The following is a 23,127-nucleotide window of genomic DNA, read 5'->3' as shown; positions in this document are numbered from 1 at the left end:
CGACATGAGTGACTTCAAGCACGCCTGGCTGCACGCCACACTCACCGCTACCCTTCTGAGCAGCAGTGTGGTGCTGCACGCCAGCGCCAACAGCACCGATGCAGCACAGCTCGGCAACACATTGACGCCAATGGGCGCCGAGCGCGCGGGCAACGCCGATGGCAGCATCCCCGCGTGGAGCGGCAAGTGGCGCGGCACCCCACCGCAAGTGAAATTCGACGGCCCCGGCAGCCCCTACCCGGACCCCTACGCCGACGAGAAGCCGTTGTTCGTCATCACTGCGCAGAACATGGCCCAGTACGCCGACAATCTCTCCGAGGGCCAGAAGGCGCTGTTCAAGCGCTACCCCACCACCTTCAAGATGCCGGTCTACCCCAGCCACCGGGATTTCCGCACGGACAAGGACACAGAAGCGGCGATCCTGCGCAATGCGCAGACCGCCAAGCTCAGCGCCGATGGCAATGATGCACTGGAAGCGTTCGGCGCCTCGCCGTTCCCGATCCCGAAGAACGGCAACGAGCTGATTCTCAACCACAACATGCAAGCGCGCGCTGTCACCGAGGAAGCCAACTACAACCAGGTCGTCGTCTATGCCGACAACAACCGTGTACTGGAGAAGGTCAACTACAAGATCTACTCGCTGTGGTCCGACCCCAAGCAGAACGCGCAAAGCACCGATGGCGTGTTCACCAACTTCCTGCTGACCACGCTGGAGCCCGTGCGCAAGAAAGGCGAAATCATCGTCGGCCACGAGTTCACCGACTCTGCCGCGCAGCCCCGCCAGGCCTGGCAGTACACCCCCGGCCAGCGCCGCGTGCGCCGCGCGCCCACGGTGGGCTACGACTCGCCGACCGGTGCCGGTGGGTTCCGTGTCTATGACGAAGACCGCTTGTTCAACGGTGCAACCGACCGTTATGACTGGACCATCGTCGGCAAGAAGGAGATCTTCATCCCCTACAACAACTACAAGATCGACAACCCGGACATCAAGCAGTCCGACATCATCAATGGCGCCGGCCACATCAACCCGGACCTGATGCGTTACGAGAAGCACCGGACCTGGATCCTGCAGGCAACGCTGCGCCCCAGCGCCCGCCACATCTACGCCAAACGCACCTTCTACATCGACGAGGACAGCTGGGCTGCCACCTTGGCCGACAACTACGACGGCCGCGGCCAATTGTGGCGGACCAATATGCAAACCTCGATCTACGCCTACGATATCCAGCGCTTTCACGCTCGCCTGGCCATCTACCATGACCTGATCGCCGGCGCCTACATGGTCGACCGGTTGCTCGATCAGCAGAAACCGGCCCTGCTCAATGCCAGCAACTTCGGCCCCGATGAGTTCACCCCCGGTAACCTGCGCAAGTTGGGCACCCGCTAAGCGCCACGCCACATGAACCCTGCCCCATAAACAAAGCCCCGTTTCACGGGGCTTTGTGCTTACACGGGCAAACCAGGCTCTTCAACCCGGATAACAGCCCGCCAGTTGCTCAGCCAAACGGGGCAACTGATCAGGGCTGAGGCAGTTGATGCCCGCTGCACGAACGCGCCCGCCGCCCGTTGCAAACTGGCGACAGAACGCATCCGCCGACCACAGCGCATCGGCTGGCACCCGCAAGCTGAACATCCAGTTGCCGTCCACCCTTGCACTGAGCAGCCCCACTGCCTGCGTCGGTGCAGCAGCCGCCAGGCTGTTGGCCAGGACACCGCTCACCCGCCGCGCCCAGGGCTGTTGCGGCAAGCGGAACAACAGCATGCCCTGTGCCTCACGCCATGGCGCAAGATTGGCGGCGGCAGCCATGTCCGCAGCATGCCCGGCGCGCAGCACGGCGAAACTTTCGCTGCAGCGCACGAACTCCAGCGGGTCGGCATACGGCAACAGCTGCGCGGCCAGGGCCAGCGGTTCGAAATGCAGGTCGGCAAGGTTTTCGCCGTAGGCGTTGTAGTTGAGCAACTGCCCCAGCTCCGCCAGTGCCGCCACCTGATGCTCGGCCAAGCCATGGTGCTCGGCCAACGCCCGCGCAGGCCCCGGCATGCCGTCGCCAAACGCGGCGGCCACCGCCCAGCGATGCGCCTTACCCTGCAACCAGGTATCGACCAACAGGCTGGTACAGACGTTCGCCGCCGTGTCGATATGCGCATCGAAGCCCGGATGCCGGGGCAGCTCGCCGGCAAAGTGATGGTCGAAGTAACGTACCTGGACGCCATCGGCCAGCAGCCGTTGCACCTCTTCGCGGTTCTGCTCGTGGGCGATGTCCAGTACCGTCACCCGTTCGCCTGCCCGAGCCTTGACCCGTTGCAGCAATGCAATATCGCGCTTGACCCCGCTGACCAGCCGCACAGCCGGGTCGAGCTCGCCAGCCAGGCGCAGTTGCTGCAGGGCGCACAGGCCATCGGCGTCGCCATTGAAGGCACAATGATCGATCATGTTCGCCCCCTCAATACATCACTTCGCCGCCATTGGCGTCGAGTTGCGCACCATTGACCGCGCTGGAGTAGTCCGACGCCAGGAACACCGCCGCGCGGGCGCACTCGTCATCGGTGCGCATGCGCCCGCCGGGAATGCCGGCGCTGAACTCGGCCTTGGCCTGCGCTTCGCTGATGCCTCGCGCTGTCGCACTCTGGTGGACCACGGCCTGCACCGGTTCTCCCCACATCCAGCCACAGGCCAGGGCATTGACACGTATGCCGTGGGCCGCCTGCTCGCTGGCCAGGTAACGCACACTGGCGGCCAGCGCCGCCTTGGACGCCGAGTAGGCCGCCCCTCCCTGGTAAGGCTTGCGCACCCCGAGGGTGTTGATCATCACGACGGCGCCGCCGCCCTGTTCGCGCATGGCCGGGAGCACGGCGCGGGTCATGTTCAGAGAGCCCAGCAGGTTGACCTCGAGGGCTTCACGCAACGGCGCGTTGTCAGCCTCGTCCACGGACTGGAACCCGCCATGGCTGAAGGCACTGTTGATCAGCACGTCGATACGGCCGAACGCCGCCAGCGTGGCGTGGGCAAAGTGCGCGCAGGCAGTGGGCTCGGTGATGTCGGTGGGTACGCACAACACCTGGCACGCGTGGCCCAGGGCAAGGATGCGGGCGCGCGCCTGTTCCAACCGCTCGGCGCTGCGCGCACCGATCGCCACGGCCCGGGCGCCTTGACGCGCCGCTTCCAGGGCAAGCTTGATACCCAGACCGGGGCCGATTCCGGAGATCATCACGACGTTGTCTTCAAGTAGCATGCTGTTTCCTTATTGTTGTGTTGTCAGGCATTACCCAGGTGACGACGGCGGTATTCGTCGAAATCACGCTGCAGGCTGGCTTCGCTCAAGCCGAACATTTGCGGGCTGTACTGGTGGCTGGCACGCTTCTCGCGACCGTTTTCGGTCAGCCAGCGGGTGATCCCCTGGCGCACCGGTACGCTCAATGGCAGGCCGGCAAAACGATAGATGCGCTCGACCACCGCCAGCGGCTCACGCACCGTGTCCTCGAAGTGCACATCCAGCACGCACCGTTCAGGCAGGCCCTCGCGCACCGTCATCGTATGGCGCATGGCCCGGGCCATGCGGCGACTCCACTGTTCGCCCACGGCCGCAGCATCGGCGTTGTCGCTGTAGAGCTGCCACAACGTGTGAATGAAACTGGCCAGCGACGGAATGGTATTGGCAGGCTCACGGTGGGTAAGAACCACCTGGGCATCAGGGAATACCTTGAACAGCAGCTCCAGGGTGTGCAGGTGCTGCGGGCTCTTGAGCAGCCAGCGCCGGCCAGGGGCCACGCCGCGCAGCCCCTGCTGCCACTGCAGGAACTGCAGGCAGCGCTTGAGGTACTGGTAGACCTGGGTCTGGTCCTGGCGGTCCAGCCAGGCGGTGTAGCTCGGCACGTTGACGTAGGAGTCCATGGCACAGAGGAAGCTGTGCTCCATCAGCATGAACTCTTCGTCCGCTTGCTCGGCGTCCAACGGGTGGATCGCCAGCAGTTGTGGCAAATGCTGCACCATCGCCGCCACTTCGGCGCGGGCACGCTGGATGCGGGCCTCGGGCCTGGCAGGGTCTTCGCCAGGCTGAGGCGCCGGATAGCGTGTTTCCCACCATTGGGCCTTGTTGAACTGGGGGTCTACCGCCAGGGTACGCTGCAACAGGGTGGTGCCGGTACGTGGCAGGCCGACGATCACCAACGGGTCGTCGATGGGCTGGTCGAGGATCTCCGGGAAGCGCTTGCAGAAGTGCTCGATGACCAGGCGGTTGACCAGCTGCGCCAGCAGCTTCTCATGCAACTGGGAACGCCCGCCGGGCGTCAGCCGGGCCTCGTTCTCCAGTGCGTCAGCCAATACCGCCAGGCCCTCGCGGAAGCTTCCCTGGCCAAAATCCTGCAAGCCCCCGGCACGGGCACTGGCTTCGGCCAGCAGGCGTTGCGGGGAGAATTCACTGTTCATCGGCAAGCGCCTCCAGTTCGTGCAGTTTCACCACGCGGGTGGTGGGGTGTACCGGTGTGTCTGCGCCCACCCAGCGCAGGCACAAGGTGCCGTGCGGGTGGCCGGCGGTTTCCAGCCAGTTGGCAAGGCCCGGGTCACGCGCGCTGAGTACCACGCGAAGGCCGCCCCGCGGGTCAAGACGCGCCGAGTGCTTGTTCAGGCAGATGCGGTGGTAGCGATAATCCAGCGACTCCATCCAGTAGTTGTTGATCTGCAGGTTCCAGAAGTCGCATCGCGGCACCTGGCTGACCTCTATCACCAGGGCTTCGTCATCTGCCAGCGCCCAGCAGGAGTGGTAGTAGAAGATGTTCGGGTCGCCCCCCACCGCCTGGCACAGCGGCTGATCGGCCGGTGGCAGCTGGTTGACGTGGGCCTGGTAGCCCTGGGCCCAGTCGGCGAACAGGCGTGCGGTGTTTTCAACGAACGCAGCGGCGCGTTGCAGCCCTTGCTGCAGGCCGTGGGCATCCAGCGGTTGCGGCAGCCGATCCGCGTCCAGGCGCTCGATGTGCAGTTGCGCAGCCTGCTCGCTGGCACGATCGAGGAACGTCTGGCGCACGATCAGCGCGTTGCTCTCGGGTTCCAGCCGCAGCCAGTTGCCACCGGCCTGCGGCTCTTGGCTGAGGATGATTTCGAAATGGCCGTCGGCGTCCAGCTGCAACTGGCTGGCGTCGATGAAGCCGGTCTGGATCATCTTGCCGTTGGTTTCGTAGCCACCCTTCTGGGTACCGAAACTCAGGTAGGCAACGCTTCCGCGCTGGCCGCTGACCCGGTAGCGCCGGGCACCGTTGAGGCGGGCGTAGCGGTACAGGTTGTCGGGGTTATCGGCGCCGATCTTGGCGGTTTCATGGGAGGGCGTGATAAACCCCGGGAAGTCGGGGTCGGCGTACTCCAGGTGCATTTCCAGCGCGATACGCAGCAGCCGCGTGAGGTAACGAAAGCCTTCGGCGCGGGTCTGTGCGTCGGCGGGCGCCTCCGCACGCATGATCTGCTCGCCACTGCGCCGCAGCTGCTCGCAAAACTGGTTCCAGGTTTCGCCGTTGCATACCTGCTCAACGGTCTGTTCTTCGGCCATGTCGATCTCCTTGGTCAGCGGTGGTACCGCCATGCCTGGAGAAATTAAGGAGCCCCGGCGCTGGCATGCTACGTCCGAGCGGACGAGGAGCCAGTGGCCGTATCCAGCGACGATCGGCCCTTGGTTCACACAATGAGGAAGTACTGATGACGACTGAAAAAAACCTGGTCCGCTCGCTAACCGTGGACATTGCCGCCCCCGCCGAACGGGTCTGGTCGATCCTGATCGACCTGCCCAGCTACCCGCAGTGGAACCCTTACACCGTCAAGGTAGAGTCCACCCTGCGCCTGGGCGAGGCGGTCAACTTGTACCTGCCCAACCCGGCCTCGCCAGGTGAGCTGTTGCACGTGGTCGAGTACCTGGCCGACTTCGAACCGCAGCGCCTGCTCGCCTGGGAAATGCACGCCAGTGCCGACAACCCCGATGCCGCCCGCCGCGAGCAGCTGATCGAGCGTACCGGCCCGAACAGTTGCCGCTACTGCACCACCGACCAGTTTCTCGGCCCCACTGCCGATACGGTCATGAGCAACCACGGCCCATGGGTCAAGCAAGGCTTCGACGCCGTGGCCCTGGCGCTCAAGGCCCGTGCCGAGCTGCTGCACGCCCGCCGCAACTGAGGTTCATGCCACCGGCACACTTCGTCCGAGCAGACGAAGAGGCGCCGGTGGCGCATTGCATACCTTGGCCTCAGCCGGGCCAGAGCCCGGAAGATCACGAGGAGGTATGCAATGTTGACTCATCTGCAATGGCTGGAAGCCGAGAGCATCCAGATCATCCGCGAAGTGGTGGCCGAGTGTGAAAACCCGGTCATGCTCTACTCCATCGGCAAGGACAGCGCCGTCATGCTGCACCTGGCGATGAAAGCCTTCGCGCCGGGCAAGCCGCCCTTCCCCCTGCTGCACGTGGACACCACCTGGAAATTCCGCGAAATGATCGACTTCCGCGATCAGACCGCGAAACGCCTGGGCCTGGAGCTGCTGGTGCACATCAACCCTGAGGGGGTGGAAAAAGCCATCGACCCGTTCACCCATGGTTCGGCGCTGCACACCGACGTGTGGAAGACCCAAGGCCTGAAACAGGCACTGGACAAGTACGGCTTCGATGCCGCGTTCGGCGGCGCGCGGCGCGACGAGGAAAAGTCCCGCGCCAAGGAGCGCGTGTTCTCCCTGCGCTCCGAGCAGCATCGCTGGGACCCCAAGCAGCAGCGCCCCGAGCTGTGGCGCCTGTACAACACGCGCAAGCGCCAGGGCGAAAGCCTGCGGGTGTTCCCGCTGTCGAACTGGACCGAGCTGGATATCTGGCAGTACATCTACCTTGAGCAGATCCCCATCGTCCCGCTGTATTTCGCCAAGGAACGCCCGGTGGTGGAGCGCGACGGCACCCTGATCATGGTCGACGATCACCGCCTGCCACTGCGTGAGCGCGAAACCCCACAGATGCGCAAGGTGCGCTTCCGCACCCTGGGTTGCTACCCGCTGACCGGTGCCATCGACAGCGACGCCGACACCCTGCCTTCGATCATCAGCGAAATGCTGGTCAGCCGCACCTCGGAACGACAGGGCCGCCTGATCGACAGCGATTCGGCTGGATCCATGGAGAAGAAGAAACAAGAGGGCTACTTCTGATGAATGCAATCACCCACGGCCAGCACGACGAACTCACGCCTTACCTGCAAGCGCAGCAGCACAAGCAACTGCTGCGCTTCATTACCTGCGGTAGTGTCGATGACGGCAAAAGCACCCTGATCGGGCGCCTGCTCTACGAGTCCAAGGTCTTGTTCGAAGACCAGCTCGGCCAGCTCGAAGCCGACTCGAAAAAGCTCGGCACACAAGGCGACGCACTGGACTTCGCCCTGCTGGTGGACGGGCTCGCGGCAGAGCGCGAGCAAGGCATCACCATCGACGTGGCCTACCGCTTTTTCGCCACCGACAAGCGCAAGTTCATCGTCGCCGACACCCCTGGCCATGAGCAGTACACCCGCAACATGGTCACCGGTGCCTCGACCGCAGACCTTGCAATCATTCTGGTGGATGCCCGTCAGGGCCTGCTGACCCAGACCCGCCGGCACAGCTACCTGGTGTCGTTGCTGGGCATCCGCAAGGTGGTGCTGGCAATCAACAAACTCGACCTGATGGACTACTCCGAAGCCGTCTTCCAGCGCATCGAAGCCGAGTATCGCGCCTTCGCCGCACAGATCGGCCTTGACGACATCCAGTGCATCCCGCTGTCGGCCCTGTGCGGCGACAATATGCTGGTTCCCAGCGCCAACACCCCTTGGTATACCGGCCCCACCCTGCTGGCCCATCTGGAGGAGGTACCGCTCGAGCAAGCCCACGCCAGCCAGGCGCCATTCCGCCTGCCAGTGCAATGGGTGAACCGCCCCAACCTGGATTTTCGCGGATTCTGCGGCAACGTCGCCGCCGGCAGCATCAGCGTCGGCGAGCGCATCCGCGTGCTGCCCTCCGGCCAGCAGAGTGAAGTCACCGGGATCCTTGGCACCGGCGGCCCCCAGCAACACGCCGAATGCGGCCAGGCCGTGACCTTGGTGCTCAAGGACGAGATCGATATAAGCCGCGGCGACCTGATCGCCCTGGCCGACGCCCCCGCCGAAGTGGCCGATCAGTTCGAAGCCACCCTGGTGTGGATGGATGAAGACGCCATGCTGCCCGGGCGCCCGTACCTGATGAAGATCGGCTGCCGCACGGTGGGCATGAGCTGCGCCAACCTCAAGCACCGGGTGGACGTGAACACGCTCACCCAGCTGGCCGCCAAGACCCTCGAGCTGAACGGCATCGGCGTGTGCAACCTGCACCTGGACCGCCCCATCGCGTTCGATGCCTACGGCGTCAATCGCGACACGGGAGGCTTCATCGTCATCGACCGCCTGAGCAATCGCACCGTCGGTGCCGGCATGTTGCACTTTGCCCTGCGCCGCGCACAGAACGTGCACTGGCAGGCGATCGACGTCAACCGAGCTGCCCATGCCGCGATCAAGGGCCAGACGCCGCGCGTGCTGTGGTTCACCGGGCTGTCAGGCGCGGGCAAATCGACCATTGCCAACCTGGTGGAGCGCAAGCTGCATGCACTTGGCCGCCACACCTACCTGCTGGACGGCGACAATGTGCGCCATGGCCTGAACCGCGACCTGGGTTTCACCGAAGCTGACCGGGTGGAGAACATCCGCCGCGTCGCCGAAGTGGCCACGTTGATGCTCGACGCCGGGTTGATCACCCTGGTCTCGTTCATCTCGCCATTTCGCGCCGAGCGCGAGATGGCACGCAACCTGGCCGGGCCGGGCAACTTCCTCGAGGTGTTCATCGACGCCCCGCTGGCCGTGGCCGAGCAGCGCGACCCCAAAGGCCTGTACCAGAAAGCCCGCCGTGGTGAGCTGAAGAACTTCACCGGCATCGACTCGCCTTACGAGGTACCGGAGCACCCGGAGCTGCACATCGACACCCAGCGTGAAACCGCCGAAACGGCCGCCGAGCGCATCGTCGAAGCGTTGCTCAAGCACTGAGCAAAACAGGTGCGGCGACCCCGCCGCACCTGTGCCCTGCTAGTCCAGACGGACGATTTACCGGCCAAAGCCGGCATCGATACTGCCTTATCCTTGCCAATCGATGAGCACAGCATGCCTACCCTATGCCCGTCCCCCATCGCTACAGAGGAACTCAGCGCCTTGCTCGGCCTGGTGTACCAGGGCCCCCTCGAACCCGCACCGTGGGCAGGGTTCCTGGAGCAGCTCCGCCAGCGCCTGGACGCCAGCTTCATCACGCTGGTGCTGCGCAACCCCGAGCATCAGCGACCTGGTTTGATCGTCAACGCCTCGGCCCATGGACCGCTGCTTCCAGGGGAGCCTTCGTACAGCGAATACTACTATTCGATCTGCCCGTTCATTGAATGGCCGCCCGGCCAGGTGGCCACCGCTGACCAGGTGTTTGGCCGTGAGGCCTGGCAGGCACACGACTTTTATTGCAAGTACCTCAAGCCGCTGGACCTGCGGCACGTACTGGTAGCCAACATGGTGACCCAGGCCGGCATGCACTGCGCGCTGTTTGCCAGCCGCGGGCATGCCAGCGAAGATTTCGACGGTACCCAGATCGCCCTGGTGCAGATGCTGTTGCCGCACCTGCAACAGGCCGTTGACCTCCATTCGGCGGTTGATCAGCTCGACTCCGAACGCCAGCTGTATGCAGCCACCATCGACCGGTTGATGGTCGGCACCGTGATCCTCGACGAGAACGGCCGGATGTTGCGTTGCAACCAGGCGGCGGCGCGCTTGTTCGAGAACGGTGATGGCCTGCAATGCCGGCAAGAGAAACTGTGTGCCTATCTCAATCACGAAAACCGCACCCTGCAGCAAGCCATCCAGAATGTCCTGCGCCAGCGCGGCCTGGATGAGCTGGAGGTGCTGACCCTGTCCCGGCCCAGCGGTGAGATGCCGTTGAACCTGTTGCTGCGCCCGATACCGCTGAGCTACCAGGCCCGCAAGGGTGCTCGGCGCCCGGCTGTGGCGCTGTTCATTCGTGACCCCGCGGATTCACCCTTGGCTTCACGCCATCTGTTGCGCAGCCTGTTCCAGCTCACACCGACCGAGACAGAGGTGGCACTGCTGGTGATGGATGGGCAGACACTGGACGAGACGGCGCTGTCTCTGCAGGTTTCCCGCAATACGGTACGGGCGCACTTGCGCGGTGTTTTCGCCAAGACCGGCGCCACACGGCAGGCGCAGCTGGTAAAGACACTGCTCAACAGTGTGGCATCGCTGGGCTGAGCCACGTGGACGGGCTCACGCCTGCTGCCACTGACCGCGATAGCTGCGCGGCGTCATGCCCAGCTGCTTCTTGAAGGTCTTGGAAAAATGCGCGGAATCGGCAAAGCCCCAACGGGTGCCGATGTCGGTGATCGAGCGATGCCCATAGGCAGGGTTGCGCAAGTCCTGGGCGGCCTTGAGCAGCCGCTCGCGCAGGATGTAACGGCAGACGCTGTCGCCACTGGCTTCGAACAGGCGATACAGCTGGCGGCTGGAAATGCCCAGCTCGTCGGCCAGGGCGACCGGCGTCAGGCGCGGCGAGTCCAGGCGCTGCTGAATCAGCGACTGCACTTCATGCAGGTGCAGGCCGGGTGAACTGTCACGCGCCCGGTATTCCAGCACCGAGCCGAGCAGCCCCACCAGTGCGGCCTGCAGGCCGTCACCGTCTTCCGCGCAGGCCCACTGTTCGAGCTCGCCTTCGGCCACCTGGCGCACCATCGTCGCCAACAGCTGGCCGCAGGCGCCGGCGGTGGACAGCTTGCCGAAACGGCTGGAATCGAGGTTTTTCAAGCGTTCACGGGGCAAGTGGATGGACACATGGGAGAACAGCCCGCGGGGGACCATCTTCATTGCTTGCGCCGAATCCAGCAGTGCCATGTCGCCTTCGCGCAGTTCCATCACCCGGTCGCCCAGTTCGATGGACATTTCCCCTTGTTGCTGTAACACAAGGAAACAATGTGAGTCACCATCACGCCCCGCCTCGCGCCCCGAACGGGCGATCGCGTGGGCATTGCTACGGATGTGGGCGACCTGCGTGGTGCCCAGCAGCGACGGGCGCAAATCGCCGATGAAAAGGCTCTGGCACTGGTCGTAGCGGGTTTCGAAGCGCCCGCATACCGCGTGGACACGCTCGTTCCAGACAGACATCGCTTGACCGTTCATGAACCACCTCTATCGGGAGCACGCGCCATATTAGTGCAATATTCACGTGATTTTGGGTAACAAAAAGACTGATGACCGTAGCGCAAGCACATACCGCGCCACATTGCCCAAGGTGATCTCGGACCGGGAAGTCGTTGCGGATAGCGCAACAACATTGATCGCCCCTGTCATTGAGCGCCCGGCCTGCTGCCCTTTAGCGTGCCCTACCGTTTTGCCCGGGCGTTGCCGTGCGGGGAAGGTCCGGGCCTTTTATCCAGGAGTCTCGCTTGATGTCCAACCACTACGAACTGCTGCGCTTCACCTTGCGCGTGCGCACACCCGGCCAGGCCCTGCCGCGCCTGCAGGAGGCCTTGCAGGCCGCCATCGAAGGCGTCGAGCTGATCGGCTGCTGGGTGTCCGAGATCGGCCCGCAAAACACAATTGCGGTGCTGCGCCGCTTCGCCAGCGTCGAGGTCCAGGTGGCCGAACGCGAGCGCGTGCTGTTGGCCAGCGACGCCTTCGGCATTGGTGAGTTCGTGCTTGAGCAGCACATGGACGACTATCGCCTGTTCCCCTTTCTCGAGCCACTGACCCCGGGCAAGCATGGGCCGTTCTACGAGCTGCGCGAGTACGACCTGGTCACCTCGGGCCTGGCACCGACCCTGGCCGGCTGGCGCAAGGCGGTCGGGCCGCGCACCGGGGAGCAGTATTCGCCGGTGTATGCCGCGTTCTACGCCACCAATGGCCGGCTGCCGCGCTACCTGCACATCTGGCCCTACGCCAGCCTGGAGCAACGCCTGGAGGTGCGCACCCGCGCCGTCGGCGACGGGGTATGGCCACCGGAGAATTCTGCCCCGCAACTGCAGAAGATGAACTCGGTGGTCTATCTGCCAGCAGCTTTCTCACCGCTGCGCTGACGCTGCGCCCGGCGCAACAGCCGGTCGATGGCAGCCATCGCCGGGGCTTGCACACCCTGGCGCCGGGCATGGGCAAGCAACGCGCCGGACAGCGCGTCGATCTCCATGCGCCTGCCATGTTCGAGGTCCTGGAGCATGGAGGGCTTGTGCCCGGCGTGCACGACGAACGCCTCCTCCACCGCCTGCACAACCCGTTGCGGGTCCAGCGCCACGCCCACCGACGCGGCAATCGCGGCCGCTTCGGCGACCAATGCCAACGCTACCTCGCGGCCGCGCGCGCACCGCCCAAGCTCGCCCACGCTCACCCCCGTGAGGGCACACAGCGAGTTCAGGGCCGTATTGAAGGCGACCTTTTCCCAGATGCTCACCTCGATATCCGGGTCTTCGATGCAGCACATGCCGCCACGGCGCAGGCCATCGATCAGTGCCTGCAACGGCCCGGCCTGCCCCGCCCCAGGCAACAGCCCGCGCAAACGCACCTCGCCACCGCCGCAGCTGCGTACGCTGCCGGGTGCCAGCACATCGGCCGGGTAGAGGGTCATGCCGATCGCCAGGCAAGGTTCCGCCACGTACTCGCGCAACACCGGCACGCTGTCCAGGCCGTTCTGCAACGTCAGCACCAGGGTCTGCTGGCCAAGCAGGTGCCGGCACGCCTGGATGGCCTGACGGGTGTGATGACTCTTGGTCAACATCAGCAAGGCATCGACCTCGCCCTGCAACTGTTCGGCGCGTGCCACCCGAGGCCAGTACACGCGCACGCCCTGTTCGTCCTCCAGGCGCAGGCCATGGGTACGCAGGGTGTCGAGCAAGCGCTCATCGACATCCACCAGGGTCACTTCGGCACCGGCGTCGATCAACCGGGCGGCAAACAGGCTGCCCATTGCCCCTGCCCCGATCACGGCAATCTTCATGTTGGGTTTCGTCCTTGTTGTCTGCGCCATGAAAAAAGCTCGCCGGGTCATCCCCGGCGAGCCTCGGCTGGATAAGCGGCCGCCATTACAGCTTCGGCAAGGTCACCGCGTCGCCCATCGGCTCGCGTTTGCCCGCCTGCTGCGAGCGCAGCACGGCAGCACCGTAGATCGCCAGCACGCTGATCGAGCAGGCACCGGAGAACAGCAGCACCGCGGTGTAGCCGTAGGTTTCGATCAGCAGGCCACCGACTGCCGGCCCCACCGCCGCACCAACCGACAGGCACAGTGCCCCCAGGGCCACCAGCCGGCCCGACAGGTCGAACTCGGCCATCACGCCGAAGGTGTAGGCCAGCACGAAGCTGATCGAGAACAGGAAGCACATCACCCCGGCCACATAGGTGGTCAGCGAGTCGAACTGTGCCAACAGCACCAGGCCCGCCACCTCGGCCGCGATGATCACCGCCACCGGCAGGAAGCGCCCGGCCTTCAGGCCGACCGACGAGGCAATGAAGCCGCCGCCGGCATTGATGATGAAGCCCAGCGCCAGCACCGAGCCGATGGTGTCCGAAGACAGGCCGCTCTTCTTGCCCATCAGTTCAAGGAAGGCCCACACCGACATGATGCCGGTCAGGAACACCAGGCTGGCGAGCAGGCTCAGCCAGGCGATGGTGCGGCTGTGGCGGCACACCACTGGCGCCCCGCCAGCACGCGCCTCCAGTTGCCGTGCGCTGCGGCTCGGCACCCACGGCAACGGGACCACGCCCATCAGCAGCATGCTGATGACCAGCGTCACCAGCATGCCCTGGAAGCCCCACAGCGGCGCCACCGCCACCGGCAGCACGATCAGCAGCAAGGCGCCGGGCACGGTCTCCATGCCCAGCTTGAAGCCGAAGGCCCGCTCAGGTTGCGCGCTGTCGCCGAAGATGGTCATCGCCAGGGCATACAGCGCACCGGTGCCGGCCCCTGCCAGGGCCATGAGCAGCATCAGCGTCTCGTACGTGGGGTTGCCCAGCATGCCCGCCAGCGCAGCCACCACCAGCAGCGAGGACAAGGTAGAGATCACCCGCCAGCTCAGGCGCTGGATCCACAGCAGCGAGGCCAGGCCGAGCACCCCGAAACCCAGGTTCATGGCCATGGCCAGGCTGCCCAGTTGCTGTTCGCCATAACCGAACTGCTCGGCCAGGGCGCCGAACAGCACCGGCAGCACATTGAGCAGCAGCGCCCCGCCGGCGGAAACCAGGCCGGCGCAGATGTACACGGAGGTTTTGTCAATCGGATTGGATGTTGTTGTTCTCATGGATTGATCCTGAATGGAGTGTGCTGAGCGGGTGCCCTGTGACTGCCACAGTGTGCAATGCCCGCAGGTACCCGGCATGTACCCCGTTGCCGCGCTTTTGGTCATGGTTGCCAACGCCGATACGGCCCGAACGCCGCTGAAATCGCGGCGAACCGCAGGCTAGAGCGCACGGATCGAGATGGCTGTGGGCACCCCGTCATTCCTGACCAATTCGGGATAGCCGCGAGCCCTGGCGGGTTCCTAACATCGGCGCCGTCGGCAGCAGCCTTCGCTGCCGGCCCTCTTCCTCCGCCCCGAGATGAGCCATGACTACAACTACAAAAATCGACTTTCTCTACCTGTCCGAGCAGGACATGATCCGCGCCGGTGTCACCGACATGCTGGCCTGCGTGAACACCATGGAGCAGATGTTCGCCCTGCTCCACCACGGCGACTACCGCATGGCCGGGCCGAACAGCGACTCCCACGGTGCGATGATCACCTTCCCCAAGGACTCGCCCTTCCCCAACATGCCCAAGCCCACGGCCGACCGCCGCATGATGGCGATGCCTGCCTACCTGGGCGGCGACTTCTGCACCGCCGGGGTCAAGTGGTACGGCTCCAACATCGCCAACCGCGAAAAGGGCCTGCCGCGTTCGATCCTGATGTTCACCCTCAATGATCCGGACACCGGCGCGCCCCTGGCGCACATGTCGGCCAACCTGCTGTCGGCCTACCGCACCGGCGCCATCCCCGGTGTCGGCGCACGCCACCTGGCCCGTCGCGATTCACGGGTAATCGGCCTGCTGGGCCCCGGCGTCATGGGCAAGACCACCGTGGCCGCATTCATGGCCGTGTGCCCGCAGGTCGACACGCTCAAGCTCAAGGGCCGCGGCCAGAAGAGCCTGGACGACTTCATCAGTTGGGTAGGCGACACCTACCCGCAGATCACCACCATCGAAGTGGTGGACAGCATCGAAGAGGTGGTACGCGGCTCGGACCTGGTCACCTACTGCACCTCCGGCGAAACCGGTGACCCTTCCACCTACCCGTTGGTCAAGCGCGAATGGGTCAAGCCCGGCGCATTCCTGGCCATGCCGGCCGGCTGCAGCATCGACGCCGGCATGGAACAGCCCGACGTGCGCAAGGTGGTCGACAACACCGGCCTCTACGAGGCCTGGTTCGAGGAGCTGCCGAAACCCGCGCACAACCACGTGCCGCTGGTAGGCGTGCGGTTCATGGACATGATCGCCGAAGGCACCTTGCCGGCCGAGCAGCTGGAAGACATCGGCAAGATCGTCGCAGGCGTTGCCCCCGGCCGCTGCAACGACGAGGAGATCATCATCATGTCGGTCGGCGGCATGCCGGTCGAGGACGTGGCCTGGGGCACGGTGGTGTACCGCCAGGCGCTGGAGCGCGGCGTCGGTGTAAGCCTCAACCTGTGGGAAAGCCCGGCCCTGAGCTGATTCATCCATCCAACCCTGAGGACAATGCCATGCTGCAGATCACCAAACTCAAGACCGGATCGAAATACGAGACCCTGGGCAGCTATTCGCGCCTGGTGGCCGTGGACGACTGGATCTTCGTTTCCAACACCGCCGGGCGCAACCCGGCGACCGGCGAAATCCCCGAGGACCTCGAGGCCCAGACCCGCCAGGTGTTCGCCAACATCGAAGCGGCGCTGAACGCCGTGGATGCGACCCTGGCCGATGTGGTCTGCTCACGGGTGTTCATCCAGAGGCCTGAGGATGTCGCCAGCGTGATGACCCTCGTCGGCGAAGTGTTTCGCGGCATCGACCCGGCCAGCACGGTCACCTGCCCGCCCCTGGGCGCGACGGTGTACCGGGTGGAGCTGGAGGTCACCGCCTACCGCGGTGCCTCCCGTGCCACCACCCAGCTGATCGACCTGTCGCGCTAGCCCGCCTTCGAGGAGAACCGTCCATGTCCCCTGTCATCGCGCCGGTGCACTGCGCAAACACGCCACCCAGCGCCACCACCGTGGTCATCATCGGCGGCGGTATCGTCGGCCTGACCGCTGCCCTGACCCTCGCCGAGCGCAACATCCCGGTGGTGGTGCTGGAGAAAGGCCGCATCGCCGGCGAGCAGTCATCGCGCAACCTCGGCTGGGTGCGCAAGACCAGCCGCCACCGCGAGGACCTGCCCCTGGCCCTGGCCGCGGACCGGTTGTGGGCGCAAATGCCCGCCCGGGTCGGGCGCGAGGTCGGCTACCGGCAGGCGGGCATCCTGTTCGCCGCCCGGGAACCCGGGCAAATGGCGATGCACCAGGCCTGGCTGAAGTCGGTAGAAGGCCTGCCGGTCGGTTCGCGGCTGCTGAGCAACGCCGAAATCGCCCAGCGCGTGCCAGGTGGGCAAGCCACCTGGGCCGGTGGCATCTTCACCGAAAGCGACGGCCGTGCCGAGCCAACCCTGGCCAGCAGCGCCATCGCCCAGGCCGCCATGGCCCGTGGCGCGGTGATTGTCGAGCATTGCGCCGTGCGCAGCGTAACCACCGCCGCCGGGCGTATCGACGGCGTGGTGACCGAACACGGCGAGATCCGCTGCGAGCAGGTGCTGCTGGCCGGCGGCTTGTGGTCGCGGCGTCTGCTGGGCAACCACGGGGTCGCCTTGCCGACCTTGCCGTTGAACTGCTCGGTGCTGCGCACGGCGGCCATGGAAGGCCCGACCGACATCGCCGTGGGCGGCCCGGACTTCTCGTTCCGCAAGCATATGGACGGTGGTTTCATCATCACCCAGCGGGGTGCCCTCGATGCCCATCTGACCCTCGATCATGCCCTGCTTGGGCGACGCTACCTGCCGCAGTTCCGCGCCCAGCGGGGGTTGCTGCGGGTGTCGTTCGGCAAGCCGTTCTTCAAGGACCTGGCACTGGCACGGCGCTGGTCGCCCGCTTCGGTGTCCCCGTTCGAGCGCATCCGCACCCAGGACCCCGCCGCCAACCCGGCGTTGAACCAGGAGGCGCTGGACAACCTCAGGGCCGCCTGGCCAGTGTTCAAGCAGGCGCGCATCGAGCAGGCGTGGGCCGGCACCATCGATGTGACACCCGACTCACTGCCAGTGATCGGGCCGGTTCAGCAACTGCCGGGGATGGTGCTGGCGACCGGATTCTCCGGCCACGGCTTCGGTACCTCGCCCGCAGCCGGGCAACTGGCGGCGGACCTGGTCGATGGCAGCACCCCGCTGGTCGACCCCACGCCTTACCGCCTGGAACGCTTTGCCTGAACGGCGCTGTCCTGGCGAGCGGTGTGTGAAGGCAGTTCACCGAACAACGCGCGGTAGGCACCGGAGAAATGCCCGAGGTGGGTAAAGCCCAGGTCGCTGGCCACCCGGGCAACGGTGAACTGCTCGGCGGCGGTGCACTGCAGCCGTTGCCGCACGGCATTCAGGCGCACCGCACGCAGGTACTCGACCGGGTTCAGGCCGGTGACCCCGAGGAAACTGCGCTGCAAGGTGCTGCGGCTGACATCCAGGCGCTCGCAGATCTGCAACACCGACAACGGCTCGTCCAGGCAATCCAGGGCCATCTGGTGCGCCTGGCGGACCAGGTAGGCACTGACCGCAACATTACCCGCACGTGCCGCGCCGCCCTGGCTGACCTGGTCCAGCAGCACCAGCATGCACTCCAGCAGCAAGTCTTCGAGCTGCGCTTCCACCAGTGCTTCGCCCTGCACCGCCGCGTTGATCAACCCCTGCAACTGCGCGCGTATCGCGCCCAGGAAGGCCGGGCTGACGTTCAAGCGGGTGGCCCTGTTCAACGCCCGCAGTTCCTGGGCGCTGAACTCGCGCTCGGCCAGTCGCTCCAGACGATCGGCTTCGACACTGACCGCCAGCAGGTCCATGCCTTCGGGCGCATGGACAAAAAACTCCTGACCACTGTGAAGAAGCGTGACATCCGCGCTACCGACGCTGCTGCCCTGGAACACCCCGGCACGCGCGCTGCCAGCCGGTATCGCCAGGCAAAAGCGCCGCGCCGGCGCTGCCCCGTGCTGCACCACACGCTTGTCCAGGCATTCACGAAAAATCTGGAAGCGCTCGGCGGTGAGGTGCGTGAGCTCGGTGTGTGCACTGCCGGCGCTGATCTGGTCGTAGGTCTGCTGCCAGCCGAGGATCGCGCTGGCATGGGCGTTGACGTCATTGAAGCGGTGGCGTTGGGCGTGCATGGCGTTGCTGTTACCTCGATTGCGTGAGGCGAAAGCAAGCAAAGAGCAGGCCACCCGGGGTATCGGCGGCGTGGTCCGGGTAAATTGTACAAAATGATTTTTCTGTATAGATTTCCCCGGTGACCTGCACTATACCTTGTACAGTAATTTCATTTTGTACAGGTATTGTGCATGTCCACCTACCTGCAGCATTTCGCCGAGCGCTTTGCCACGCTGGGTCCACACAATCTCGACCTGCTTGGCGACTTGTACAGCGACGATGTCAGCTTTCGCGACCCTCTCCATCACGTCAGTGGGCTCGCGGCCTTGCGTGCCTATTTCGCGCAGCTGTATGCCAATGTTTCCGAGGTCCGCTACAGCTTCGAGGGCCTTGACGAGCCACAAGCGGGCCACGGTTACATCCGCTGGACCCTGCACTATCGCCACCCGCGCCTGGCCGGCGGCCAGCCGATCAGCCTGCAAGGCTGCAGCCACCTGCGCTGGCGTGGACGGGTTTACTTCCATCAGGACTACTTCGACGCCGGCGCCTTGCTCTACGAACATGTTCCGGTGCTGGGCAGCGCGGTGCGCTGGCTCAAGGGCAGGCTGGCATGAGCCGCTGCTGGCTGACCGGTGCCAGCAGCGGCATCGGCGCGCAACTGGCGCAGCGCCTGCTGGAGCAAGGCCACCAGGTAGCGCTTGGGGCTCGCCAGGCAGAGCGCCTGGCAGACCTGACCGCGCGTTTTGCAGGCCAGGTGCTGCTAGCCATCGGCGATGTCGACCAGCCTGAGCAGGTGGCACACATCGCCGCGCAGATCGAACAGGCCTGGGGCTCGCTGGACCTGGTGATCCTCAATGCCGGCACCTGCGAGTACCTTGAGCCTGGGCAGTTCGACCCGGCGCTGGTCGAGCGGGTGATCCGCACCAACCTGATCGGCACCAGCCATTGCCTGGCCGCCGCCCTGCCCTTGCTGCGGCGCAGCCAACGCCCGCACCTGGTGGTGATGGGCAGTTCGGTCAGCTGGTTTGCCCTGCCACGGGCCGGTGCCTATGGCGCGTCCAAGGCCGCGCTGCGCTACCTGGTCGAATCCCTGCGCCTCGACCTGGCCAGCGAGGGCATCGCCGTCACCCTGGTCAGCCCCGGCTTCGTCGATACCCCGCTGACCCGGCGCAACGACTTCCCCATGCCCCAGCTGTGGAGCGCCGAGCGCGCCGCCGGGCACATCGTTGCGCGCCTGCCCCGTCGCCCGCTGGAGATCACCTTCCCCGCCCGCTTCACCCTGTTGCTGCGCCTGCTCGGTGCACTGCCGGCAGGCTGGCGCCTGAAGCTGGGCCAGCGCCTGGCGCGCCAACCCCAGGGCTGAACCATGCGCATCGCCATCATCGGCAGCGGCATCGCCGGCCTCACCTGCGCCCACCTGCTGTCACGCCGGCATGCTGTCACGGTATTCGAAGCGGCAGACCGGGTCGGCGGGCACACCCATACCGTCGATGTGCACTGGCGCGGCCAGCACTTTGCCGTGGACACCGGTTTCATCGTCTTCAACGACTGGACCTATCCGCATTTCATCCGCCTGCTGGAGCACCTGGGCGTGGCCTCGCGCATCACCGAGATGAGCTTTTCGGTGCACGACCCGCGAACCGGTTTCGAGTACAACGGGCATGACCTGCGCAGCCTGTTTGCCCAGCGCCGCAACCTGTTGTCGCCAGGCTTCTGGGGCATGCTGCGCGATGTGTTGCGTTTCAACCGCCAGTCACTGGCCGACCTCGACCAGCAACGCATCGATGGCGCGACCACCCTGGGCGATTACTTGCACGACAATGGTTACGGTCAACGCTTCATCGAGCATTACATCGTGCCCATGGGCTCGGCCATCTGGTCGATGTCACGGGCCGACATGCTGCATTTTCCGTTGCAGTTCTTCGTGCGCTTCTGCCGCAACCACGGCTTGCTGTCAGTCAACCAGCGCCCGCAATGGCGGGTGATCGAGGGCGGTTCATGCAGTTACCTGGCACCGCTGTGCCGGCCCTTTACCGAACGCATCCGGCTGAACTGCCCGGTGCAACGGGTGAACCGCGACGATGAAGGCGTGAGCGTGGCCTGGGCAGGCGGCAGCGAACGCTTCGACAAGGTGGTCTTCGCCTGCCACAGCGACCAGGCCCTGGCACTGCTGGGCAGCCCCAGCGAGCAGGAGCAGGCGATCCTCGGCGCCATCCGCTATGCCAGCAACGACGTAGTGCTGCACACCGACACCCGCCTGCTGCCGCGCCGGCGCAGGGCCTGGGCCAGCTGGAACTACCGCCTGGGCGGCAGCGAACAGGCCCCCGCTGCACTCACCTACGCGATGAACATCCTGCAGGGCATCGAGGCACCGGTCACTTTCTGTGTCAGCCTCAATCAGACCGCGATGGTCGACCCGGCGCAAATCATTGCCCGCTTCGAGTACGCGCACCCGCAGTACAGCCTTGCCGCGCTGGCCGCCCAGGCCCGTCAGGGCGAACTGCAGGGCCCGCTGCACAGCTACTACTGTGGTGCCTACTGGGCCAATGGCTTTCACGAAGACGGCGTGCTCAGTGCACTGACGGTCGCCAGGCGCTTTGGAGAAACGCTGTGAACAGCAGCCTGTGCCACGGCTGGCTCAGCCACCGGCGCCTGACGCCCAGGCCCCACGCGTTCCGCTACCGCATCGGCCTGTTCTACCTGGACCTCGACGAACTGCCGCGCCTGCTCAGCCTCTCCCGCTGGCTGGGCCGCTCGCGCCTGGCGCCGTTGTGCTGGCGCGAAACCGACTACTTGCCCGCATTGACCCGCCAAGGCATGCCCTTGGTCGAGGCCGCGCGCCTGCTGGTTGGCCAGGCCACCGGGCAGGTGCCCGAAGGCGCCGTGCACCTGCTGACGCAACTGCGCTGCTGGGGGCTGTCGTTCAACCCGGTAAGCGTCTACTTCTGCCACGACCGCCAAGGGCAGGTCGCGGCCGTGCTGCTGGAAGTGCGCAACACCCCTTGGCGCGAGCGCTTTCACTACGTGCTGCCGGTGCAAGGCGACCTGACCCGGCCATATACCGTGGCCAAGGCCTTCCACGTCTCGCCGTTCATGCCGATGGACATGGACTACCGGCTGCGCTTCGCCGTCGACGGGCAGCGCGTGCGTGTGCACATGGAAAACTGGCGCGCCGGGCACCCGGTGTTCGCAGCGAACCTTGCCGTGCAGCGCCAGCCGCTCGACCGCGCCAGCCTGCAACAGCACCTGCTGGCTTTCCCCTGGATGAGCCTGCGCACCGTCAGCGGCATCTACTGGCAAGCCCTGCGCCTGCTGCTCAAACGCACCCCCGTGCACGACCACACCGTCAGCCAGCACGACCTGGCCCTTGGCCAAGCCATCCGCGAGGAACCCGACCATGTCCGAACCGACCTTGAGCATTAGCAAATCGGCCGGCATCGCGCCGCTGCTCGGCGGCCTGGCCCGGCGCGCAGTGCTGGCGCAGTTGCGTCGGCTGAGCCGTGGCCATCTGCGCCTGATCAGCCAGGGCCGGCAATGGACCTTTGGCGATGTCGCCAGCCCGCTCTACGCGGAAGTGGAAATTGTCGACGAGGCCGCCTGGGGCCTGGTGGCCGGCAATGGCTCGATCGGCGCGGGCGAAGGCTACATCCACGGCTACTGGCGCAGCCCGGACCTGGCCGCGGTGACCCGGCTGTTCGTCGCCAACCTCGACGTGCTGGACGCCATGGAAGGCGGCCTGGCCCGCCTGGCGCGCCCGGCCCTGCGCCTGCTGCACCGCTTCAACCGCAACAGCCGGCGCGGTGCGCGGCGCAACATCCTGGCCCACTACGACCTGGGCAATGCGCTGTTCGAGCGGCTGCTCGATCCGACCATGATGTATTCCGCCGCGCGGTTCGACAGTGCCGAGCAGAGCCTGGAGCAGGCCCAGTCGAACAAGCTCCGGCAGATCTGCCAGCGGCTCGAACTCAAGAGCGGCGAACACCTGCTGGAAATCGGCAGCGGCTGGGGCAGCCTGGCCATCCACGCGGCCTTGCACCACGGCTGCCGGGTCACCACCGCCACCCTCTCCGCCGCGCAGCACGCCCACACCTTGCAGCGGGTCAAGGCGCTGGGCCTGGAGCGGTTGGTCACCGTGCTGCACGAAGACTACCGCGACCTGCGCGGGCGCTTCGACAAGCTGGTGTCCATCGAGATGATCGAGGCCGTCGGCCACCGCTACCTGCCCACCTACTTCCGCCAGTGCGCCGCGCTGCTCAAGGACGACGGCCTGATGCTGCTGCAAGCCATCACCATCCGCGACCAGCGCTACACCCAGGCCCGGCGCTCGGTGGACTTCATCCAGCGCTACATCTTCCCCGGCGGCACCCTGCCCTCGCTGAGCGTCCTGCTCGACACCGCCAGCCGCCAGACCGCACTGAACCTGGTGCACCTCGAGGATTTCGGCCAGGACTATGCGCGCACATTGCGCCATTGGCGCGACAACCTGCGCCATTCGCGTGCGGAGCTGAGCAGGCTCGGGTACGACGACACCTTCCAGCGCCTGTGGGAGTTCTACCTGTGCTATTGCCAGGGCGGCTTCGAGGAACGGACCATCGGCGTGGCCCAGATGCTGTGGGCCGGGCCCAAGGCGCGGCGGGCGCCGCTACCGGGCGCCTGA

General features: G+C 65.6%; 22 protein-coding genes. 14 read left to right on the top strand and 8 right to left on the bottom strand.

The window, feature by feature from the left end; genetic code table 11:
• The first annotated feature begins 4 nt into the window (after positions 1 to 4).
• Positions 5 to 1,387 (top strand): DUF1329 domain-containing protein, encoded by a 1,383-nt coding sequence (locus J7573_RS07910; protein ID WP_294332134.1) that lies wholly within the window; start codon positions 5 to 7, stop codon positions 1,385 to 1,387.
• Between the two features lie 81 nt (positions 1,388 to 1,468).
• On the opposite strand, the gene J7573_RS07905 is transcribed toward J7573_RS07910, so the two are convergent.
• From J7573_RS07905 to J7573_RS07890, 4 genes are read right to left on the bottom strand one after another with little or no spacing between them, the layout of a single operon-like run.
• Positions 1,469 to 2,434: an acetyltransferase gene (locus J7573_RS07905; RefSeq protein ID WP_294332129.1), complete on the bottom strand. Its 966-nt coding sequence runs from the start codon at positions 2,432 to 2,434 to the stop codon at positions 1,469 to 1,471.
• 10 nt (positions 2,435 to 2,444) lie between these two features.
• Positions 2,445 to 3,233: an SDR family oxidoreductase gene (locus tag J7573_RS07900; RefSeq protein WP_294332126.1), complete on the bottom strand. Its 789-nt coding sequence runs from the start codon at positions 3,231 to 3,233 to the stop codon at positions 2,445 to 2,447.
• Positions 3,234 to 3,256: 23 nt separating this feature from the next.
• On the bottom strand, positions 3,257 to 4,426 hold the full coding sequence (locus tag J7573_RS07895; RefSeq protein ID WP_294332124.1) for a sulfotransferase: 1,170 nt from the start codon (positions 4,424 to 4,426) through the stop codon (positions 3,257 to 3,259).
• Positions 4,416 to 5,537 carry a DUF1214 domain-containing protein gene (locus tag J7573_RS07890; RefSeq protein WP_294332123.1) on the bottom strand — a complete coding sequence of 374 codons (1,122 nt, stop codon included), beginning with the start codon at positions 5,535 to 5,537 and terminating at the stop codon, positions 4,416 to 4,418. Before J7573_RS07890 ends, J7573_RS07895 begins: the two co-directional genes overlap by 11 nt.
• A gap of 146 nt (positions 5,538 to 5,683) precedes the next feature.
• On the opposite strand from J7573_RS07890, the gene J7573_RS07885 reads away from it, so the two are divergent.
• The 4 genes from J7573_RS07885 (at position 5,684) to J7573_RS07870 (ending at position 10,311) form a co-directional block, all read left to right on the top strand.
• On the top strand, positions 5,684 to 6,154 hold the full coding sequence (locus J7573_RS07885; protein WP_294332121.1) for an SRPBCC domain-containing protein: 471 nt from the start codon (positions 5,684 to 5,686) through the stop codon (positions 6,152 to 6,154).
• A gap of 93 nt (positions 6,155 to 6,247) precedes the next feature.
• Positions 6,248 to 7,162, top strand: coding sequence for a sulfate adenylyltransferase subunit CysD (gene cysD, locus J7573_RS07880; protein ID WP_294332586.1), 915 nt, complete (start codon positions 6,248 to 6,250; stop codon positions 7,160 to 7,162).
• The gene (gene cysN, locus J7573_RS07875) at positions 7,162 to 9,054 is read left to right on the top strand and encodes a sulfate adenylyltransferase subunit CysN (RefSeq protein ID WP_294332120.1); all 1,893 of its coding nucleotides are present in this window, start codon (positions 7,162 to 7,164) and stop codon (positions 9,052 to 9,054) included. Before cysD ends, cysN begins: the two co-directional genes overlap by 1 nt.
• Positions 9,055 to 9,168: 114 nt before the next feature.
• Positions 9,169 to 10,311 carry a LuxR C-terminal-related transcriptional regulator gene (locus J7573_RS07870; RefSeq protein WP_294332117.1) on the top strand — a complete coding sequence of 381 codons (1,143 nt, stop codon included), beginning with the start codon at positions 9,169 to 9,171 and terminating at the stop codon, positions 10,309 to 10,311.
• Between the two features lie 15 nt (positions 10,312 to 10,326).
• On the opposite strand, the gene feaR is transcribed toward J7573_RS07870, so the two are convergent.
• On the bottom strand, positions 10,327 to 11,232 hold the full coding sequence (gene feaR / locus J7573_RS07865; RefSeq protein WP_294332115.1) for a transcriptional regulator FeaR: 906 nt from the start codon (positions 11,230 to 11,232) through the stop codon (positions 10,327 to 10,329).
• 269 nt (positions 11,233 to 11,501) lie between these two features.
• Between feaR and J7573_RS07860 the strand changes: the two genes are divergently transcribed.
• Entirely contained in the window at positions 11,502 to 12,128 is a 627-nt protein-coding gene (locus J7573_RS07860) for an NIPSNAP family protein (RefSeq protein ID WP_294332112.1), read from the top strand.
• Here J7573_RS07860 and J7573_RS07855 read toward each other — a convergent pair.
• Both J7573_RS07855 and J7573_RS07850 read right to left on the bottom strand, forming a co-directional pair.
• Positions 12,095 to 13,039 carry a 2-dehydropantoate 2-reductase gene (locus tag J7573_RS07855; RefSeq protein ID WP_294332109.1) on the bottom strand — a complete coding sequence of 315 codons (945 nt, stop codon included), beginning with the start codon at positions 13,037 to 13,039 and terminating at the stop codon, positions 12,095 to 12,097. The genes J7573_RS07860 and J7573_RS07855 overlap by 34 nt on opposite strands.
• Positions 13,040 to 13,124: 85 nt before the next feature.
• The gene (locus tag J7573_RS07850; protein ID WP_294332106.1) at positions 13,125 to 14,336 is read right to left on the bottom strand and encodes an MFS transporter; all 1,212 of its coding nucleotides are present in this window, start codon (positions 14,334 to 14,336) and stop codon (positions 13,125 to 13,127) included.
• A gap of 305 nt (positions 14,337 to 14,641) precedes the next feature.
• Between J7573_RS07850 and J7573_RS07845 the strand changes: the two genes are divergently transcribed.
• Genes J7573_RS07845 through J7573_RS07835 form a run of 3 tightly spaced genes read left to right on the top strand, consistent with a single transcriptional unit; the run spans position 14,642 to position 17,552 of the window.
• A complete protein-coding gene (locus J7573_RS07845; RefSeq protein ID WP_294332102.1) occupies positions 14,642 to 15,781 on the top strand; it encodes a tyramine oxidase subunit B in 1,140 nt (379 codons plus the stop codon).
• 29 nt (positions 15,782 to 15,810) lie between these two features.
• Complete coding sequence (locus J7573_RS07840; protein ID WP_294332099.1) at positions 15,811 to 16,233, top strand: Rid family hydrolase; 423 nt, start codon at positions 15,811 to 15,813, stop codon at positions 16,231 to 16,233.
• Between the two features lie 23 nt (positions 16,234 to 16,256).
• On the top strand, positions 16,257 to 17,552 hold the full coding sequence (locus tag J7573_RS07835) for an FAD-binding oxidoreductase (protein ID WP_294332096.1): 1,296 nt from the start codon (positions 16,257 to 16,259) through the stop codon (positions 17,550 to 17,552).
• On the opposite strand, the gene J7573_RS07830 is transcribed toward J7573_RS07835, so the two are convergent.
• On the bottom strand, positions 17,528 to 18,490 hold the full coding sequence (locus J7573_RS07830) for a helix-turn-helix domain-containing protein (protein ID WP_294332095.1): 963 nt from the start codon (positions 18,488 to 18,490) through the stop codon (positions 17,528 to 17,530). The genes J7573_RS07835 and J7573_RS07830 overlap by 25 nt on opposite strands.
• 171 nt (positions 18,491 to 18,661) lie before the next feature.
• Here J7573_RS07830 and J7573_RS07825 point away from each other — a divergent pair, with 171 nt between their 5' ends.
• The 5 genes from J7573_RS07825 to J7573_RS07805 are packed head-to-tail and all read left to right on the top strand — an operon-like array spanning position 18,662 to position 23,127.
• Positions 18,662 to 19,084, top strand: a complete 423-nt coding sequence (locus tag J7573_RS07825) for a nuclear transport factor 2 family protein (RefSeq protein WP_294332092.1) — start codon at positions 18,662 to 18,664, stop codon at positions 19,082 to 19,084.
• Positions 19,081 to 19,833 carry an SDR family NAD(P)-dependent oxidoreductase gene (locus J7573_RS07820; RefSeq protein WP_294332090.1) on the top strand — a complete coding sequence of 251 codons (753 nt, stop codon included), beginning with the start codon at positions 19,081 to 19,083 and terminating at the stop codon, positions 19,831 to 19,833. Before J7573_RS07825 ends, J7573_RS07820 begins: the two co-directional genes overlap by 4 nt.
• Positions 19,834 to 19,836: 3 nt before the next feature.
• A complete protein-coding gene (locus J7573_RS07815) occupies positions 19,837 to 21,084 on the top strand; it encodes an FAD-dependent oxidoreductase (protein ID WP_294332089.1) in 1,248 nt (415 codons plus the stop codon).
• Positions 21,081 to 21,893, top strand: a complete 813-nt coding sequence (locus J7573_RS07810) for a DUF1365 domain-containing protein (protein ID WP_294332087.1) — start codon at positions 21,081 to 21,083, stop codon at positions 21,891 to 21,893. Before J7573_RS07815 ends, J7573_RS07810 begins: the two co-directional genes overlap by 4 nt.
• Complete coding sequence (locus J7573_RS07805; RefSeq protein ID WP_294332084.1) at positions 21,868 to 23,127, top strand: cyclopropane-fatty-acyl-phospholipid synthase family protein; 1,260 nt, start codon at positions 21,868 to 21,870, stop codon at positions 23,125 to 23,127. The genes J7573_RS07810 and J7573_RS07805 overlap by 26 nt, the downstream gene beginning before the upstream one ends.

Source organism: Pseudomonas sp. (assembly GCF_017744435.1).
Taxonomy (GTDB): Bacteria; Pseudomonadota; Gammaproteobacteria; order Pseudomonadales; family Pseudomonadaceae; genus Aquipseudomonas.
Note: the sequence above shows the minus strand (reverse complement) of the source record. Positions and strands in the feature narration are given on the sequence as shown.

What these genes read in the sequence shown, in the direction of transcription:
- J7573_RS07910 (WP_294332134.1), top strand. Translation starts at nt 5, where the DNA reads ATGAGTGACTTCAAGCACGCCTGGCTGCACGCCACACTCACCGCTACC.
- J7573_RS07905 (WP_294332129.1), bottom strand. Translation starts at nt 2,434, where the DNA reads ATGATCGATCATTGTGCCTTCAATGGCGACGCCGATGGCCTGTGCGCC.
- J7573_RS07900 (WP_294332126.1), bottom strand. Translation starts at nt 3,233, where the DNA reads ATGCTACTTGAAGACAACGTCGTGATGATCTCCGGAATCGGCCCCGGT.
- J7573_RS07895 (WP_294332124.1), bottom strand. Translation starts at nt 4,426, where the DNA reads ATGAACAGTGAATTCTCCCCGCAACGCCTGCTGGCCGAAGCCAGTGCC.
- J7573_RS07890 (WP_294332123.1), bottom strand. Translation starts at nt 5,537, where the DNA reads ATGGCCGAAGAACAGACCGTTGAGCAGGTATGCAACGGCGAAACCTGG.
- J7573_RS07885 (WP_294332121.1), top strand. Translation starts at nt 5,684, where the DNA reads ATGACGACTGAAAAAAACCTGGTCCGCTCGCTAACCGTGGACATTGCC.
- cysN (WP_294332120.1), top strand. Translation starts at nt 7,162, where the DNA reads ATGAATGCAATCACCCACGGCCAGCACGACGAACTCACGCCTTACCTG.
- J7573_RS07870 (WP_294332117.1), top strand. Translation starts at nt 9,169, where the DNA reads ATGCCTACCCTATGCCCGTCCCCCATCGCTACAGAGGAACTCAGCGCC.
- feaR (WP_294332115.1), bottom strand. Translation starts at nt 11,232, where the DNA reads ATGAACGGTCAAGCGATGTCTGTCTGGAACGAGCGTGTCCACGCGGTA.
- J7573_RS07860 (WP_294332112.1), top strand. Translation starts at nt 11,502, where the DNA reads ATGTCCAACCACTACGAACTGCTGCGCTTCACCTTGCGCGTGCGCACA.
- J7573_RS07855 (WP_294332109.1), bottom strand. Translation starts at nt 13,039, where the DNA reads ATGAAGATTGCCGTGATCGGGGCAGGGGCAATGGGCAGCCTGTTTGCC.
- J7573_RS07850 (WP_294332106.1), bottom strand. Translation starts at nt 14,336, where the DNA reads ATGAGAACAACAACATCCAATCCGATTGACAAAACCTCCGTGTACATC.
- J7573_RS07845 (WP_294332102.1), top strand. Translation starts at nt 14,642, where the DNA reads ATGACTACAACTACAAAAATCGACTTTCTCTACCTGTCCGAGCAGGAC.
- J7573_RS07840 (WP_294332099.1), top strand. Translation starts at nt 15,811, where the DNA reads ATGCTGCAGATCACCAAACTCAAGACCGGATCGAAATACGAGACCCTG.
- J7573_RS07835 (WP_294332096.1), top strand. Translation starts at nt 16,257, where the DNA reads ATGTCCCCTGTCATCGCGCCGGTGCACTGCGCAAACACGCCACCCAGC.
- J7573_RS07830 (WP_294332095.1), bottom strand. Translation starts at nt 18,490, where the DNA reads ATGCACGCCCAACGCCACCGCTTCAATGACGTCAACGCCCATGCCAGC.
- J7573_RS07825 (WP_294332092.1), top strand. Translation starts at nt 18,662, where the DNA reads ATGTCCACCTACCTGCAGCATTTCGCCGAGCGCTTTGCCACGCTGGGT.
- J7573_RS07820 (WP_294332090.1), top strand. Translation starts at nt 19,081, where the DNA reads ATGAGCCGCTGCTGGCTGACCGGTGCCAGCAGCGGCATCGGCGCGCAA.
- J7573_RS07815 (WP_294332089.1), top strand. Translation starts at nt 19,837, where the DNA reads ATGCGCATCGCCATCATCGGCAGCGGCATCGCCGGCCTCACCTGCGCC.
- J7573_RS07805 (WP_294332084.1), top strand. Translation starts at nt 21,868, where the DNA reads ATGTCCGAACCGACCTTGAGCATTAGCAAATCGGCCGGCATCGCGCCG.